Below are 15,649 nucleotides of genomic sequence, written 5' to 3'. Positions count from 1 at the left end.
AAAAAAATCTGTCCGATTTAAATTGATGCATCCAGAGATTGAAAAGACGTAACTCGTTAAGAGCTACGCCTATTATAACACGATTCACTTGTTTAATCCCGGCATCATGACTCTGGTGATGCCTTGGTTTCCCTGCCTTCTTCATTTTCAGGGATACCGCCATCCTGCTGTTCACCTGTACTTATTTCCTCTTCCTGGCGAGGAGCCAAAACAGATGCAACAACTTCTTCGCCATCGTGGCCGATTGTAACTTGCTTATTCGTTTGGATATCGGATATGTAGATTGTATCCCCTACCTGAAGTTCGGTAACGTCAACATCGATGGAGTCAGGAATGTCATTAGGTTTAGCCGTGACCGTCACTTCATGAAGAGACTGCTGGAGGACCCCACCGTCTTTCACGCCTTTACAAACACCAACAAGGTTGATGCGAACTTGTGCCTGTAATTGAGCGGACATATCCACAATTAAAAAGTCTGCATGATAAATGGAGTTTTTTAGTGGATCCTTTTGATAATCGGAGAGCATGACTTCATAACTCTTACCTTCCAAGTCCAAAGAAATGATTCCATTACGGCCTATTTCCTTGATTGTCTTTTGAAGCTCGATATTATTGACGGAAATGGCCGTACTGTCATTTTTATTGCCATATACTATCGCTGGGATTTCGCCGCTTTCCCTCAAATTCCTTAAATTAGAGTGTTTTGAATCCGTACGTTCTTTTGCAGCTAATATATTACTCATACATCCTCCGCCTTCCTAATATGAATTACAAGTTTTCCTAATATGAATTACAAGTTTCTCTATATTTAACATTTCCCTAAATGGTGAATCATTAAACATGAAAGGTAAAATCCGACGGGAGCAAGAAGGCGATAAACATATGGTAAACTTAGGAATTCCCTGCAAAATCTTTTTTCATTCTTTTTCTCTAATTCAAGCGTGAATCGCTTTTTTTTCCATTTCCCCCTCAACTTGCATCACTCGGTCAAGGATTTGGGCTGCTAGTGATGAGTATTGAATACTATCCTTTTTCCGTGGTCTCGGCAGATTGATTTCCTTATTCATGACGACTTTGCCTTCTTCGATTAATATGACACGGTCGGCAAGCATTACAGCTTCTTCAACATCATGTGTAACGAGTAAGGCAGTAAAGTCCCTTTTTCTCCATAGTTCTTCAATCAGCCTTTGCATGCCAATCCTCGTTAAAGCATCCAATGCCCCTAGCGGCTCATCCAAGAGGAGAATGTCAGGTTGGTTCACCAATGCCCTCGCTAATGCAACCCTTTGTTTTTGCCCCCCAGATAAAACGGACGGCCAATCATTTGCTCGATCTGCAAGGCCCACTTGCTCCAGTAATTCCATAGCGTTTGACTTCCAATCCCCTTTCAAGCCTACGCCAATATTTTGAAGGATTTTTTTCCAAGGAAAAAGCCTACCATCCTGAAACATCGTACGTGATGATTTATTTAGCCCATTCAATGGTTTTCCATTCACCAGTATCTGCCCGCCCGTCGGCCTTTCCAGTCCTGCCACAAGACGAAGCAAGGTGCTCTTTCCACATCCACTCTTACCGACAATGGCTATGAATTCTCCCTTTTTAAATGTCAGGTCCAGCCCCTTTAATACTTCAAACTCCCCAAAATCCTTTCTTACACCCTGCAACTCCAACGAATTTCCATTTTTCATGTTAACGACCTCCTCATTGGTATGACGGATGCCACTTTAAGCATCTTTTTTCAATTAATTTGGCCGCAACGTCCGATATTTTTCCTAATAAGGCATATAAGAGAATACTAAGAACAACAATATCCATCCTCATGAATTCACGGGCATTCATAGCCATATATCCAATTCCGGAATTAGCGGATATTGTTTCTGCGACAATTAATGTGACCCACATGATTCCAAGGGAGAAGCGGATACCCACCAAAATGGATGGAAAGGCCGCAGGGAGAATCACATTCCAGAATAAAGAAAAACCACTTAACCCATAAACCCTCGCCGCTTCGATTAATTCCTTATCCACCGATTTCACACCATGAAATGTATTTAAATAGATAGGAAATACAACCCCTAAAGCGACAAGGAAGATTTTCGCTTCTTCTTCTATACCAAACCATAGAATCACGAGCGGTATTAAAGCTAAATGCGGAATATTACGCAACATCTGAAGCGAGGTATCGAATAAGGTTTCAGCAATGGCTGATAATCCATTTAATAAACCTAGTACAAAACCAATGATTCCACCTATTAAAAAGCCGATGAAGGCTCGCTGAGCACTGATACCGATATAATCAATAAGTTCACCCGTCCCCAATAAAGCGACACCTGCTTGAAACACTTCAGTCGGGGCAGGCAATATCCGATCCGATAAAATTCCCCACAAGGACAGCAGCTGCCAAGTTACCAAAAGGAGAATGGGCACAATCCATGATATGAGGTACAAACTATTGAACTTTTTGTTTAACTTCATCTTCAATTTCACTTCCTTTTGTAGGGTAGTGGTCATTAGCCAATATTTCCCCGAATGGGCTCGTAGCTTTTGAAACGGGTCCTTGCAGCCTTTCAACAGGGAGTAAGGGGAATAATAATTCCGCAACTCTATACGCTTCTTCAAGATGAGGGTATCCAGATAAAACAAAGGATTCTATTCCGATTTCTTCATATTCCTTCATTCTGGCAGCAACATTTTCTGCACTCCCTACTAGTGCCGTACCGGCGCCCCCGCGCACTAGACCAACACCCGCCCATAAGTTTGGACTGATTTCGAGTGAATCCCTGCTTCCTTTATGAAGTTGCGACATCCTCTTCTGACCCACTGAATCAAATCGTTCAAAAATCTTTTGTGAATTTTCAATCATTTCATCATCCACATATTTAATGAGTTCGTCGGCTGCCTGCCAAGCTTCTTCTTCCGTTTCTCTTACAATGACATGCATTCGTATGCCAAATCTGACCTCACGTCCATATTCTGCTGCCTTTTTACGCACCTTTTCAATTTTCTCAGCCACTTGCAACACGGGCTCACCCCAAGTCAAGTACACATCTATATGCTTTCCTGATATATCGATGGCCGGGTCGGAAGAACCTCCGAAATAGAGTGGTGGATACGGTTTTTGTACAGGCGGCAACAGGATATTCCCGCCCTCAACCTTTAGGTGCTTCCCTTCAAAGTCCACTTTATCCCCAGACATTTCCTTTCTCCAGATATCAAGGAATTCATCTGTTTGCCCATACCGTTCCTTATGATTCAGAAATACGCCATCACCTGCCAATTCGACCGGGTCCCCCCCAGTTACAACATTGATCAAAAGACGGCCATTCGACAACCTGTCGAAGCTTGAAGCCATACGCGCAGCCAAGGTTGGCGACATTAAACCTGGACGGATAGCAACTAAAAATTTCATTCTTTCCGTTGCGGAAATCAATGAAGAACCAACTACCCAAGCATCCTCACAGGATCGTCCCGTTGGAAGCAAAGCCCCTTCAAATCCCAAATGATCAACCGCCTGTGCAATTTGTTTTAAATAAGGAAGTGTAATCGCTCTCCCTCCCTTTGTCGATCCTAAATAGCGACTTTCCCCATGTGATGGCAAAAACCAAAATACTTTCATTTTATTTCCCCCTTATTTTTTATTAACATCTGCAGATGCATCTAGAACATTAATTTTGCTTGGAATTAATTTAAGATTGTAAAATGTATCGGCAATATTTTGTTGATCATCCAAAACCGTACTGGAAATCTCCTCAAGTCCGTATTCTTTTCTATTTAATGTTTTTTCCAATGCCTCCACACTCATTCCAATTTCCGGAGATAAAAACTCAGCGACATCGCTTGGGTTTTCTTCAATCCATTTATCAACTTTTATCAGTTCTTCTTTGATGATCTTCAAAGCCTCTTCATTCCCGGCAAATGAATCAGTTGCCAAGAAGAATTCCCGATTCGCAACCAGTCCTACTCCATCCCGGATCGTTTTCGTTTCAAGCTCCAATTCCGCCGCTGATAAAAATGGATCCCATATTACCCAGGCATCGATTTGGTTTCCTTCAAAAGCAGCCCTCGCATCAGCCGGTGGCAAGTAGACGGGCTGAATGTCATCAAGAGTAAGACCTGCTTCCTCTAACGCTTTGACCAATAAATAATGAACATTGGAACCTTTATTCAAGCCAACCTTCTTTCCCTTTAACTCTTTCACATTTTTAATGGGTGAATCCTTTTGTACGACTATAGCCTCTCCTGATGGGTTTGCCGGTTGATTGGCAATATAGACAAGTGGTGCCTTGGCTGCTTGTGCAAATATCGGCGGCGCCTCCCCTGTATGCCCAAAATCAATGCTGCCGACATTCAAGGCTTCAAGCAGCTGAGGTCCTGCAGGGAATTCAGTCCAATCGACGGTATATCCCACTTCTTTTAAACGTGTTTCCAGATCCCCTTTTGATTTTAAAATATTTAATGTCCCGAATTTTTGATAACCGATTTGGATGGTTTTCTCTGATTCCTTTGCGTCAGCACTTGTGGAGCTGTTCTTTTCCTGCCCACATGCACTCACTATCAGCATGAAGATGCTGAAGATGGACAGCAGCCATATCTTTCGTATTTTCTTCATATTCTGCACACCCTTCTTAAACTTTTTATATAAAAATAAAAGGCTCCTTTCCTTCACCAATTGGACAATAAGGCAAAATGATGCCTAATGTTCAATGGTAAGTGAAAAGGAGCCTTCGGTAGTCCGATCGGCATTCAGTATGCACTTGCATAGTACAGTTTTTCATTCCATGAAGATGAATTGTATTTTGTATGGTTATTTTATTATTACTATTCTCATCTGTCAACTAAGAATTAAATATTTTCTGAAACTTTTAAACAAAAACACGGCGAGCCCGAAAGGCCCGCCGTGTTTCGTTTTTTTATTTGGTTATCAATCGAATAATGTACTGACTGATTGTTCCTCATGCACACGAATGATTGCCTCTGCAATCAAAGGTGCTACAGAAAGACCGACAATTTTATCGATTTTCTTATCTTCAGATAGGGCAATCGAGTTAGTCACGACCAATTCCTTGATCGTTGAATTTTGAATCCTTTCGATGGCAGGACCTGAAAGGACTGGGTGTGTACAACAAGCGTACACTGCTTTAGCACCATTCTCCACAAGGGCATTGGCCGCTAATGTAATAGTTCCTGCAGTATCGATGATGTCATCAATCAGTATTGCTGTCTTCCCTTCAATATTACCAATGATGTTCATGACTTCAGCCACGTTCGGTCTTGGGCGGCGCTTATCGATAATGGCGATCGGTGCTTTTAGGCGATCGGCCATTTTACGGGCACGTGTTACACCACCATGATCTGGGGAAACGATGACGATATCACTTAAATCTTTTTCCTTGAAGAAATCAGCTAAAATCGGAACAGCAACAAGGTGATCGATCAGAATATCGAAGAAACCTTGAATTTGAGGTGCATGAAGATCTAATGTGATTACACGGTGGGCACCAGCCGTTTCTAAAAGATTTGCGACAAGTTTAGCTGTAATTGGTTCACGCGCACGCGCTTTACGATCTTGGCGGGCATAACCGTAATATGGCATTACAATATTGATCGTTTTAGCTGAAGCACGTTTAAGAGCATCGATCATAATTAAAAGTTCCATTAAATTTTCATTGACTGGTTGGCTTGTTGATTGGATTACGAATACATCACAGCCACGGATACTTTCTTCAATATTAATTTGAACTTCACCGTCACTGAAACTTGTTACACTACATTTTCCAAGTTCAACACCGATTGCTGCAGCAATTTCCTGAGCTAAATCGAAGTTTGAATTTAAAGAGAATACTTTTAAATTAGGATCTAAATACTGATTTGACATGATGACCTCCGTCGGTTATTTATTAAATTTCAAATTCTTGACATAATCTTCTTTGTTAACTTGACGAGCCCGGGCAACGGATAGGGCTTGCTGCGGTACATCTTGCGTGATGGTTGAACCAGCAGCTACATATGCCCCTTCTCCTACTGTCACAGGTGCAACCAGATTAGAATTGCAGCCTATGAAGACATTGTCTTCAATCTTCGTCAAATATTTATTTTTCCCGTCGTAATTCACGGTAATAGATCCACAGCCTATATTAACATTCTCCCCAACCTCTGCATCACCAATATAACTCAAATGTGAGGCCTTGCTTCCTTTGCCAAAAACGGTTTTTTTGATTTCGACAAAATTACCGATCTTAACGGAATCCTTAATATCTGATTGAGGTCTAACATGTGCGAATGGACCGATTTTAACAAAACTTCCAATACTGCTTTCGTGCACAACCGATTGGAGGACTTCCGTTCCATCACCAATTTCACAATTACTGATTTCCGTATTCGGGCCAATCAAGCAATCCTGCCCGATGATACTTTTTCCTTTAATGAATGACCCAGGGTTAATGACTGTATCCTGTCCGATTTGCACATCCGCTTCAATGAAAGTTGTAAGCGGGTCGATGATGGTTACACCGTTCCTCATATGCTTTTCATTGATGCGTTTCCGTAAAATTTGCTCAGCCTGCGATAAAGCCACACGGTCATTCACACCCAATGTCTCCTCGAATTCACTGGATTGGAAAGCCGTCACCACTTCGCCTTCTTCTTTTAAGATTTCAATAACATCCGGTAAGTAATATTCTCCCTGGACATTTTCATTCGAAACCTTTTTCAGCGCGCTGAATAATGCTTGGTTGTCGAAGCAATATGTACCGGTATTTATTTCCTTAACATATCTTTCTTCTTCCGAAGCATCCTTATGCTCGACGATTTTTTCTACAAGTCCGCCTTCACCGCGAAGGACCCTTCCATAGCCAGCAGGGTTATCTGCATATGCTGTTAAGATTGTTGCTTTCGCCTGACTTTGCTCATGCAAAGCTATAAGCTCTTTCATTGTTTCCGCTTTAATCAGAGGCGTATCACCGCAAATAACAAGGGTCGTGCCACTTCTTGCGGATAAAACGCTTTCCGCTTGCATTACAGCATGTGCCGTGCCTAATTGCTGTTCTTGTAAGGCATACTTGCATGAATCACCAAGTTGCTCTTGAACCTTTTCAGCACCATGGCCGATGACTGTTACAATATCTTCTATTTGAAGTTGATTGACTTGATCGATAACATGTTGTACCATTGGTTTCCCGCAAACAGGGTGCAAAACCTTATAAAGCTTAGATTTCATCCTAGTACCTTGCCCAGCGGCCAATATTATTGCATAGCGATTACTCATAACAGGCCTCCATTTTCACCTTTTTATCCACTAAAAATATTATCTCAAATAGTGATTCTTTTCAAGGTAACAATTAAAAGTACATATAATTGTCAACCAATCGGGTGAAAAATTTCCGTTATCCGACAGCTTACAAATGCCAGCATTGGACCTTGGGCCATTATTTGGCATCATGAAATGAATGATATATGCCCGGTCAATGTACAGTAACATGTTTCCTCCCCTTTATCCCAAAACACCGCCACGACCGCGCCATACCCTATGTACAAGCCATCTGGCAGCACTGCACCCGTTGTTTACTCCCATTCCGAGATCAGGTTACCGATTCATGTCATTAGAGAGATCCCCTTACAGGAATTTCAATTTCCGTTGAACAAAAAGGTTTTAAAAATAAAAGGATGGGTACTTAAACTTTAGATAACACGTAAGTTTTACAATTCATTTAAGCAAATGTGTATGATAAGCGGATAAGTTCTAAACTTATCTGTTTTTGAATAAATAAAAAAGAGCACTACTTATGAAGTAGGCTCTAGATGCACGACTTATAAATTTAAAGTTTAAAAGTAAGGTTATTTTAAGAAGCACCTGCTCCAGCTTCCTCTAATTCAGTTTCAAGTTCTCCCAATCGATGATATTCTGTCAAGACAGCTTCTTGAATTTTCCCGCGTGTCGAGGAATTGATTGGATGAGCGATATCCCGGAATTCTCCATCTGGAGTTCGTTTACTTGGCATTGCTACAAATAAACCATTGTTTCCGTCGATCACACGAATATCATGAACCACAAATTCATTATCCAGTGTAATTGATGCGATAGCTCTCATACGACCATCCGTATTCACACGGCGTAATCTTACGTCAGTTACTTCCATTTAAGCTCACCATCCCTTTTTGTTGTTGTTAAAACTTAAAGTACATATTCAACAAAAAAACGTGAACTCCTTCTATTATCTGTAATTTTTTTAGAAAATTCAGCCTAGTTTTTAAAAATATTAAAAATCACCCATATATTGCAGGAAAATTACCCATTACGAATGCCCTGAAAAATAAAAAAACGCCCGTTTATTTAACGAGCGCTACCACTTCTATTTCCACTAGTGCATCTTTAGGAAGGCGAGCAACCTCTACACAAGAGCGGGCAGGTTTGTGAGCAGAAAAGTATTCTCCGTATATTTCATTAATCGAACCGAAATCGTCCATACTTTTAATGAATACTGTAGCCTTAATGACAGTTTCCAATGAAGCCCCGGCTTCTTTCAATACAGCTTGGAGATTCTTAAAGACCTGGTGTGTTTGTTCCTTGACATCCCCTGTCACCATCTCACCAGAAGCAGTAAGCGGGATCTGTCCCGAACTGAAAAATAACGTATCCACGATCACGCCTTGTGAATATGGTCCGATCGCTGCCGGTGCTTCATCCGTATGTATCGTTTTCATGAAATGATTCCCCCTATTCCTTTTTCGTAAAATAATTCCCACGGCTGACCTTGATTTTCTTGTCTCTTTCGACCACCTGTGTCAACTTGATTAAAGAAACATAGTCCTCGACAAGGCACTCCTCCGTATGTTCGGATTCGACCAGCACCGCAATTCCGGCAACTGTTGCCTTGAATTCATCCAATAGACTGACCATACCGTTAATGGTACCCCCAGCCTTCATAAAATCGTCTACAATCAATACATTCGAACCTTCAACCAAGCTTCTCTTAGAGAGTACCATAGTCTGGATCCTCTTTGAAGAGCCTGAAACATAATTGATGCTCACTGTAGAACCTTCCGTTACTTTATTATTCCTGCTTACAATGACAACTGGAACATTCAAATAATTTGCCACGGCGTATGCCAATGATATCCCTTTGGTTGCCATTGTCATGATGACTGAGACATTTTTCTTGGCATACATTGAGGCGATTATCCTTCCAACCTTATTCACGGTTTGCGGATGTCCTAAGATGTCTGTCATATATAGATAACCGCCAGGAAGTAGCCTTTCGGGACTAGCGATCGTATCGCATAATCCGTCAATGAAGGCATTGACTTCTTCTTCCTTGATGGAAACAATATATTTCACTCCACCGGCCGCACCTGGAACAGTTGTCAAAGAACCTATCCCGCGTTGTTCAAAGGTATCTTTGATGATCGTCAAATCTTCACTGATCGAGGACTTTGCCGAACTATATCTTTCCGCAAAATAAGTCAGCGAAACAAGTTCCCCTGGATGTTCTAATAAATAATTGGTCATATCGACTAGCCTCTCGCTGCGACGAAATTTCATTGAGACACCCCCTTTGTGAATTCCGAATATTATATAGCAACTATACCATTAATGTACGTTTCTATTCAAGATTGTTTCGATCACCTAACAAACGGACCGCATAGACTTGATCACAAAATCCACGAAGACCATTGTAAATTCTCTGCATTCGCGAATCATGTTCCACCAAACCAAAAACGGTCGGACCGCTTCCGCTCATCAAGACCGAATCTGCTCCAAATGTCTTCATTTGATCTTTAATGTTCGCAACCTCCGGGTATAACTGCAATGTCACTTGTTCAAGAACATTCCCCAACCCTTCACATACATCGTGATAATTGTTTTCCATAATAGCCGAAATCATTCCAGGTACATCCGGATGCTCCATTTTTGAAGTTTGTAGCCTTTTGTATATATCGGCAGTCGAAACGCCGATCGTCGGTTTGGCCAAGATGACCCAGCACTTTGGCGGTGCAGGAAGATGCGTGATTTTTTCCCCGCGCCCTCTGGCCAATGCCGTACCTCCATATACACAAAATGAAACATCAGAGCCAATTTCAGCTCCGATTTCCGCAAGTTCATCCATGGAAAGACCAAGCTTCCACAGTCTATTTAATCCTCTTAAGGTTGCTGCGGCATCACTGCTGCCACCAGCAAGTCCTGCGGCTACAGGTATATTTTTCTCTATAGTTATGGAAACACCTTTATTGATCCCAAAACGTTCCTTTAGAATAAATGCAGCTTGATAGGCCAAATTCCGATGATCATCCGGAACAAATCGATTATGGGATAGAATTTGAATATGATTTCCCGTTATTTCCTTTAGTTCAATTCTATCGGCAAGGTCGACTGTCGTCATGATCATTTCCACCTCATGATACCCATCAGGCCGTTTGAAAAGCACATCCAAAGCCAAATTAATTTTAGCCGGGGCTTTTTCCATAAGCTTCAATATGTCCACCTACTTTAACGTTCTTAAAAGTTCTTGTCCTATTCTATCATATTTGTTTATATTCTAAAGGTTTTTTCATCGTAATTTCAATGTAATGAAACTAAGATTGGCCCTTAGAGGAGAATAGACACATGTAGGCTCATTGGGGGAGCAGCCACTTCCTGCATCCCAAAAGACTTGCTACATTTCCATATAGCATTCACCGATACATAAAAAAACCAGACTCCTTAACTACAATGTAAGCAAAAATGAATAGAGCTATACATTGTATAAAGAGTCCGGCTTCCATCAACATGACGGCATGATCCAATTAAGTGTTTTATCTTACTCTTTGTTCACCAATTGACGTTGTGCTTTTTCGATCGCAAGTTTTACCATGTTTCCTGCATCCCTGGCCCGGATTCCTCCCCAGCCTTCTTTCTGGACAACATCGTAAAATCCAAGTTCCTTAGCCAATTCCTCTTTAAGATCATTTGACATAATCCCTTTTTTCCTGCTCAAGCGAAGCAACCCCTTTCACATGCCGTCACATGCCTAGTGTTTGCAACATACTCTATTTCATTACATCCTTTTTAAGCCTTTATTGGGACTCACAGGATATTTTATACAAAACAAAAAGCAGCAAACAAAATTGTTAGCTGCCTCGTCTAAGTTACATCTCTTGTTGTTTGTTTAAAAATGTTAGTTCTACGGTTTCCGTTAAAACATCCGCATAGCTGTAAGATACTCTTTCAAACGCATTTTCATCTTGGTCGAGCTCAATTACAAAAACAGCCGGATAAGTTTCCGCCAAAGTTCCAAATCGTTCTACAGTCTTTCTTCTTCCACCGTTTGCTTTTAAGAGCAATCTTTTACCCAGGTTTGAATCAAGTGCAGTTTTAATATCAGCTAGAGTTTTTGGCATTTTCGGTCCACCTCACTAAGTTAAGTATATCACAATTTAGAAATATACGCAAACAAAATAATAAATTATATCAGCACTTAAAAATGTAGTCAATATATTTTTATCTGAAATTCGGCAAAATCGCGAACAATTTTATTATATCCTGGGAAATGAAAAATTATGTAAACGAACTATTCCATTATTTATTAAGCCGAATTTTCGTAATTAAATCATTGCCTACGAACATTGCCCCACAAATAACCCATTTTTTTGTGAGGATATCCGAATTCTCCCCCTACCAAAAGCAAGCTGCATTCTTTCAAAATGCAGCTCGTTCATTCTTCCTGAAATGGCTTGAAAGGCAACCCGGTCCGTAACACCCCTTTTGTCTCAATTCCCCCCAGCCCCTTCTCTCCCGTTAATGTATTCCGAAGGACATCCCATACATGAATATGATCGGAAAAAGGCGTAAAGCTTATCTTTCCGACGATATATACCGGATCAAGAGCATGTATATTAACACGGGAAGGAGAACTTGCGAAATTTGCACCCGCTTGGATCAGCGATTCAAAATGCGACTGACAAGCCCCGGCAAATATAATCAGTTGGTCTAAATGAGAAACCCTCCTTCTCGCTTCTCTAACTGTCTGTACAAAATCCTTTGAGTGACGGTAGGCATTAATATCGGACATCGGTCCTTTTGATTTTGAATAGGCATCATGACCGGTGACAACAAGAATGTCCGGCCGATAATGATCCAGCAACCCCCCGATCCTTTGGGGCATTTCCTTTTCATTGCAATAGATGCCATTCACCGGAATACCGAATTTCTGATATAGATCCATGCATTTCCTTAAGTAAGATGCATCCCCATCAACATGGAGCACCCTCCCTGGTATTTGGAAATATTCACCGCTATACCGATAGCCATTACTGGATTGATAGCCGTTTTTTTGTTGTTGCAGCTCTAGATCTTGCGTTAATAAGCGGTCAGATTGTTCTTGTAGTACCTCATTCGACCTTTGTCGATCATTTCTTTCATTATCATTAATAATCATTAAATCTTGAAAAGGTGCATCTGCAATCAGTCGGATATCTTCCCCATAAAGAATAGCTTCACGCCTTCCGTCAATATCGCGGATATCAATTACCCGGAACAACACGTCGCATTTATAAGAAACCCGACCAACAATATCGTTTATTTGAATATTCATGGCCCCACCCCATGAGAAGACTTATTTTCAGCCCGCCCTAGTTTATTTTCATTCTTAAGTTATGCGAATCAATCTTGAATGGTGAAAGGTGGAGATTGGCTACATTTTCGGGTATGTTCCATCATGATGGAGCAATCTCAAAACAAAAAAAGCCGGAAGCTGGGCGTGACCCCATTCCGACTTGAATCTTTCACATTTTCTTTATTTGAAGTTCGGCAATAACGCATCACTTAAGCGGCCAAATTCTTTGATGCTCAATGTTTCGCCCCGTCTGGAAGGATCCACTTCCGCGGCTTCGAGAGCGGCAAGTATGTGTTCCTTTTTTGATTTACCATCTGGCATCTGACTGGTTAAGTTATTTAAAATCGTTTTCCGACGCTGTGCAAAGCACGCCCGGGTCACAGTGAATAAGAAATCCTCATCCAGGACCTCGACGATTGGCTTCACACGCCTAGTAAGGCGGATTACAGCTGAATCAACATTAGGCTGAGGCATGAATACCGTTTTTGGTACGATCATCACTGTTTCGGCTTCTGTATAATATTGAATGGCAATGGATAAAGAACCATATTCCTTTGTCCCGGGTTTTGCGGCAATTCGGTCAGCCACTTCTTTTTGCAGCATGCACACGATACCTCTAATGGGCAAGTCCTCGGACAATAGCTTTAAAATGATCGGTGTCGTGACATAGTATGGCAGGTTTGCAACAACCATCAAGTCCGAGAATCCAGTAAATTCATCCTCGATGACCTTCTTGACATCAGCCTTAAGAACATCCCCGTGAATGATGTTTACATTGTTATAGGGAGACAGTGTATCCGATAAAATGGGCAGTAGACGCTGATCAATCTCAAAGGCCGCAACCTTTTTGCTGCTTTTCGCCAGTTGTTCCGTCAATGCCCCGATTCCCGGCCCAATTTCGATGGCGCCGCTTTCCTCTGTCAAATTGGCATGTTCGACAATACGTTTCAAGATATTCGTATCGATTAAAAAGTTTTGGCCTAAGCTTTTTTTAAAGGAGAATCCGTACTTCTTTAATATTTCTTTCGTTCTGACAGGGGTTGCAATATCCTTATTCATTTTTTTCCTCCTGAATTATCTGTACCATCGCTTTTTCAAAAGCCTCAGTTGATATTTGGAACATTTTTAGTCTCTTATATAACTGTTTACCATTGGTAAACCCGATTTTTAATATAGATCCAAGTTTTTCCCTTCGTTCCTTGGCACCGGATCCCCCGATTAAACCTGCATCTATTAAATCCTGGTGTGAAATCTCTTCTGAAGCCTCTTCATCCATTATTTGGGCATCCTTTAAAGCATTACGAATTGCCTCAGGAGAAGCATGTTCCACACCAATTCCTCTACCTGACTTAGGAAGGGCTTCCTTCTTCGTTAAAAAGGCGTGTTTACACCCTTTTACTTGTTCTGAAATGATATTCCTGATTTTTTGACCTGGAAAATCAGGGTCAGTGAAAATGATGGCTCCACGTGTCTTTTGTGCAAGCCTCACCTGTTCAATACAGGACTCATTCACCGCTGATCCGTTGGTTTCTATTGTATCAGCATTAACAGCCCTTTTTATCGCCACCGTATCGTCTTTTCCTTCTACAATAATAATTTCTTTAATCTTTTTCATGGTTTCCTCCATACAGAAAAGCGCAAGCGCTTTGATTAGCTCTTGGATAAACGTAACCGGTCCCCCGTAAAAAACTTTTTTGGGTAGAGAAGATCATTTATGAAAGTTTACACGCATATATTGAAATCTTATGGAATGGTGAGACGTCTATCTTATTAAAACAGTTTTACATGGGGTTTTTCAACAAATGGAAAATAAAACGCAAAAAACAGGAGACGAATTCATCTCCTGCGAGAGAAACCTTATTAGTCCAATACGCGAATCTTTACTCTCTTAACACCCCAGCGATAGGCATCATTTTTTGAAGAAAAGAAGACGTCAATCCTATTTCCCTTTATTGCTCCGCCTTTATCAGCTGCTACAGCATAGCCATATCCCTCTACATATACTTTCGACCCCATGGGAATTACGCTTGGATCGACAGCAATGATTTTCGCACCTGGATTACTCTTTAGATCTACTCCTGTGGACGTGACTCCGGAACAGCCCTTACAACTGGCAGTATAAGCTGTTGAAGATACGTATATTTCTTTTCCACTTGAAGAACTAACGTTAGTTACTCCCCGTGATGCCTGCGCAACCGTCGTTCGAGTTCCGACCGTTACAACTTTATCCTGCTTTTTATTAACTACTTTTTCTGAAAGTAATTCTCTTTTGACCTCTTTGCCATTTTCTTTAACAACTTCATATTTCTTGGAAACGAGTCCATCTTTTCCTTCTTTGACAATTTTCTCTTTCCCTTTTGATAAAGAGTCATCTTTTTTAGTTATGACAGCAAAGTCAACTGGTTCTTCCACTACATCGGTGACTTTTTCAATTCGAACTACGTTTACCGTATTCCCAGCTTTAACTTTTTCGGTTAATTCTGGCTCAACTCGATCCAAATCATTGAGTTTTACTCCTTGTTGCTTTAAAAAGTCAGCGACAGTAGTCGAAGTTGACCATACCTGCTTTTCGTCTCCACCCACCACTAATTTCAGTGAAAAGGCTTTGTCTATGGCAACTTCCATATTCGCTTTCAGCTTCGTACTTTTTGAAGGGGTGATCTTATCCTGTTCCTTCACACTTAGATTTTGGTCTTTTAAAAGTTCATCTACCGTATCTGCGGTGGACCAGACTTCCGTCTTCTTACCATCCTGTACCATGATGATTTTTTGTGCAGGCTTCCAAACCACCTCCAAATCATCATCAACCTTTGTGGCTCTTGATGGGTGGACATAATCTGCGGCTTGAACCTTAATCTCTAAATCTTCCAACATATCATTTACAGTAGCCGCGTGTGTACGCACTACCTCTTTTTTTCCATCTAGCATGATTGTTACTGTATCCTTTGTTCCTTGATATATAAGTATTCCCAATGCTGTAGAAACAAGAATAGCACTGCAAATGGCCATTGCCATTCTCTTCTTCCCAAAAGGTTTGGGAATAAGGTTTTTCATAGTTTTTA

Annotated in this window: 17 protein-coding genes; all 17 read right to left on the bottom strand. The window is 41.1% G+C overall.

The features are described from left to right. Positions 1–104: 104 nt before the first annotated feature. Positions 105–743 (bottom strand): 50S ribosomal protein L25/general stress protein Ctc, encoded by a 639-nt coding sequence (locus tag NYE65_RS12890; protein WP_057276499.1) that lies wholly within the window; start codon positions 741–743, stop codon positions 105–107. Positions 744–935: 192 nt separating this feature from the next. After that, positions 936–1,688: an ATP-binding cassette domain-containing protein gene (locus NYE65_RS12885; RefSeq protein ID WP_063574554.1), complete on the bottom strand. Its 753-nt coding sequence runs from the start codon at positions 1,686–1,688 to the stop codon at positions 936–938. A 13-nt stretch (positions 1,689–1,701) separates the two neighbouring features. After that, positions 1,702–2,475, bottom strand: coding sequence for an aliphatic sulfonate ABC transporter permease SsuC (ssuC, locus tag NYE65_RS12880; protein ID WP_340861031.1), 774 nt, complete (start codon positions 2,473–2,475; stop codon positions 1,702–1,704). Beyond that, on the bottom strand, positions 2,450–3,616 hold the full coding sequence (gene ssuD, locus NYE65_RS12875) for an FMNH2-dependent alkanesulfonate monooxygenase (RefSeq protein ID WP_340861030.1): 1,167 nt from the start codon (positions 3,614–3,616) through the stop codon (positions 2,450–2,452). Before ssuD ends, ssuC begins: the two co-directional genes overlap by 26 nt. A 12-nt stretch (positions 3,617–3,628) precedes the next feature. Continuing rightward, the gene (locus NYE65_RS12870) at positions 3,629–4,609 is read right to left on the bottom strand and encodes a sulfonate ABC transporter substrate-binding protein (RefSeq protein ID WP_328178550.1); all 981 of its coding nucleotides are present in this window, start codon (positions 4,607–4,609) and stop codon (positions 3,629–3,631) included. Between the two features lie 312 nt (positions 4,610–4,921). Beyond that, positions 4,922–5,875 (bottom strand): ribose-phosphate diphosphokinase, encoded by a 954-nt coding sequence (locus tag NYE65_RS12865; RefSeq protein WP_034316329.1) that lies wholly within the window; start codon positions 5,873–5,875, stop codon positions 4,922–4,924. A gap of 15 nt (positions 5,876–5,890) precedes the next feature. After that, positions 5,891–7,264 carry a bifunctional UDP-N-acetylglucosamine diphosphorylase/glucosamine-1-phosphate N-acetyltransferase GlmU gene (gene glmU, locus NYE65_RS12860; RefSeq protein ID WP_098186206.1) on the bottom strand — a complete coding sequence of 458 codons (1,374 nt, stop codon included), beginning with the start codon at positions 7,262–7,264 and terminating at the stop codon, positions 5,891–5,893. A gap of 574 nt (positions 7,265–7,838) precedes the next feature. Then, entirely contained in the window at positions 7,839–8,135 is a 297-nt protein-coding gene (spoVG, locus tag NYE65_RS12855; protein WP_034316332.1) for a septation regulator SpoVG, read from the bottom strand. A 190-nt stretch (positions 8,136–8,325) separates the two neighbouring features. Next, complete coding sequence (locus NYE65_RS12850) at positions 8,326–8,700, bottom strand: RidA family protein (protein ID WP_034316334.1); 375 nt, start codon at positions 8,698–8,700, stop codon at positions 8,326–8,328. 13 nt (positions 8,701–8,713) lie between these two features. Beyond that, on the bottom strand, positions 8,714–9,538 hold the full coding sequence (gene purR, locus NYE65_RS12845; RefSeq protein ID WP_048690004.1) for a pur operon repressor: 825 nt from the start codon (positions 9,536–9,538) through the stop codon (positions 8,714–8,716). A 61-nt stretch (positions 9,539–9,599) separates the two neighbouring features. Beyond that, the gene (ispE, locus tag NYE65_RS12840) at positions 9,600–10,469 is read right to left on the bottom strand and encodes a 4-(cytidine 5'-diphospho)-2-C-methyl-D-erythritol kinase (RefSeq protein WP_034316338.1); all 870 of its coding nucleotides are present in this window, start codon (positions 10,467–10,469) and stop codon (positions 9,600–9,602) included. A gap of 324 nt (positions 10,470–10,793) precedes the next feature. Continuing rightward, on the bottom strand, positions 10,794–10,970 hold the full coding sequence (locus NYE65_RS12835; protein WP_034316340.1) for a small, acid-soluble spore protein, alpha/beta type: 177 nt from the start codon (positions 10,968–10,970) through the stop codon (positions 10,794–10,796). Positions 10,971–11,121: 151 nt separating this feature from the next. Further along, on the bottom strand, positions 11,122–11,373 hold the full coding sequence (gene veg, locus NYE65_RS12830; RefSeq protein WP_034316343.1) for a biofilm formation stimulator Veg: 252 nt from the start codon (positions 11,371–11,373) through the stop codon (positions 11,122–11,124). 314 nt (positions 11,374–11,687) lie between these two features. After that, a complete protein-coding gene (gene yabG / locus NYE65_RS12825) occupies positions 11,688–12,566 on the bottom strand; it encodes a sporulation peptidase YabG (protein WP_048689999.1) in 879 nt (292 codons plus the stop codon). Between the two features lie 201 nt (positions 12,567–12,767). After that, positions 12,768–13,646 (bottom strand): 16S rRNA (adenine(1518)-N(6)/adenine(1519)-N(6))-dimethyltransferase RsmA, encoded by an 879-nt coding sequence (rsmA, locus tag NYE65_RS12820; protein ID WP_328178552.1) that lies wholly within the window; start codon positions 13,644–13,646, stop codon positions 12,768–12,770. Next, the gene (gene rnmV / locus NYE65_RS12815; RefSeq protein WP_328178553.1) at positions 13,639–14,202 is read right to left on the bottom strand and encodes a ribonuclease M5; all 564 of its coding nucleotides are present in this window, start codon (positions 14,200–14,202) and stop codon (positions 13,639–13,641) included. The genes rsmA and rnmV overlap by 8 nt, the downstream gene beginning before the upstream one ends. Before the next feature lie 245 nt (positions 14,203–14,447). Beyond that, the gene (locus tag NYE65_RS12810) at positions 14,448–15,602 is read right to left on the bottom strand and encodes a ubiquitin-like domain-containing protein (protein WP_340861029.1); all 1,155 of its coding nucleotides are present in this window, start codon (positions 15,600–15,602) and stop codon (positions 14,448–14,450) included. Positions 15,603–15,649 lie beyond the last annotated feature (47 nt).

It is taken from the genome of Peribacillus sp. FSL R5-0717 (genome assembly GCF_038002945.1).
Classification (GTDB): Bacteria; Bacillota; Bacilli; order Bacillales; family DSM-1321; genus Peribacillus; species Peribacillus frigoritolerans.
This window is presented reverse-complemented; position numbering and strand designations above follow the sequence as displayed.

Bases quoted from the DNA above. Each gene is read 5' to 3' on its own strand.
- NYE65_RS12890 (WP_057276499.1), bottom strand. From the start codon at position 743: ATGAGTAATATATTAGCTGCAAAAGAACGTACGGATTCAAAACACTCT.
- NYE65_RS12885 (WP_063574554.1), bottom strand. From the start codon at position 1,688: ATGAAAAATGGAAATTCGTTGGAGTTGCAGGGTGTAAGAAAGGATTTT.
- ssuC (WP_340861031.1), bottom strand. From the start codon at position 2,475: ATGAAGTTAAACAAAAAGTTCAATAGTTTGTACCTCATATCATGGATT.
- ssuD (WP_340861030.1), bottom strand. From the start codon at position 3,616: ATGAAAGTATTTTGGTTTTTGCCATCACATGGGGAAAGTCGCTATTTA.
- NYE65_RS12870 (WP_328178550.1), bottom strand. From the start codon at position 4,609: ATGAAGAAAATACGAAAGATATGGCTGCTGTCCATCTTCAGCATCTTC.
- NYE65_RS12865 (WP_034316329.1), bottom strand. From the start codon at position 5,875: ATGTCAAATCAGTATTTAGATCCTAATTTAAAAGTATTCTCTTTAAAT.
- glmU (WP_098186206.1), bottom strand. From the start codon at position 7,264: ATGAGTAATCGCTATGCAATAATATTGGCCGCTGGGCAAGGTACTAGG.
- spoVG (WP_034316332.1), bottom strand. From the start codon at position 8,135: ATGGAAGTAACTGACGTAAGATTACGCCGTGTGAATACGGATGGTCGT.
- NYE65_RS12850 (WP_034316334.1), bottom strand. From the start codon at position 8,700: ATGAAAACGATACATACGGATGAAGCACCGGCAGCGATCGGACCATAT.
- purR (WP_048690004.1), bottom strand. From the start codon at position 9,538: ATGAAATTTCGTCGCAGCGAGAGGCTAGTCGATATGACCAATTATTTA.
- veg (WP_034316343.1), bottom strand. From the start codon at position 11,373: ATGCCAAAAACTCTAGCTGATATTAAAACTGCACTTGATTCAAACCTG.
- yabG (WP_048689999.1), bottom strand. From the start codon at position 12,566: ATGAATATTCAAATAAACGATATTGTTGGTCGGGTTTCTTATAAATGC.
- rsmA (WP_328178552.1), bottom strand. From the start codon at position 13,646: ATGAATAAGGATATTGCAACCCCTGTCAGAACGAAAGAAATATTAAAG.
- rnmV (WP_328178553.1), bottom strand. From the start codon at position 14,202: ATGAAAAAGATTAAAGAAATTATTATTGTAGAAGGAAAAGACGATACG.
- NYE65_RS12810 (WP_340861029.1), bottom strand. From the start codon at position 15,602: ATGGCAATGGCCATTTGCAGTGCTATTCTTGTTTCTACAGCATTGGGA.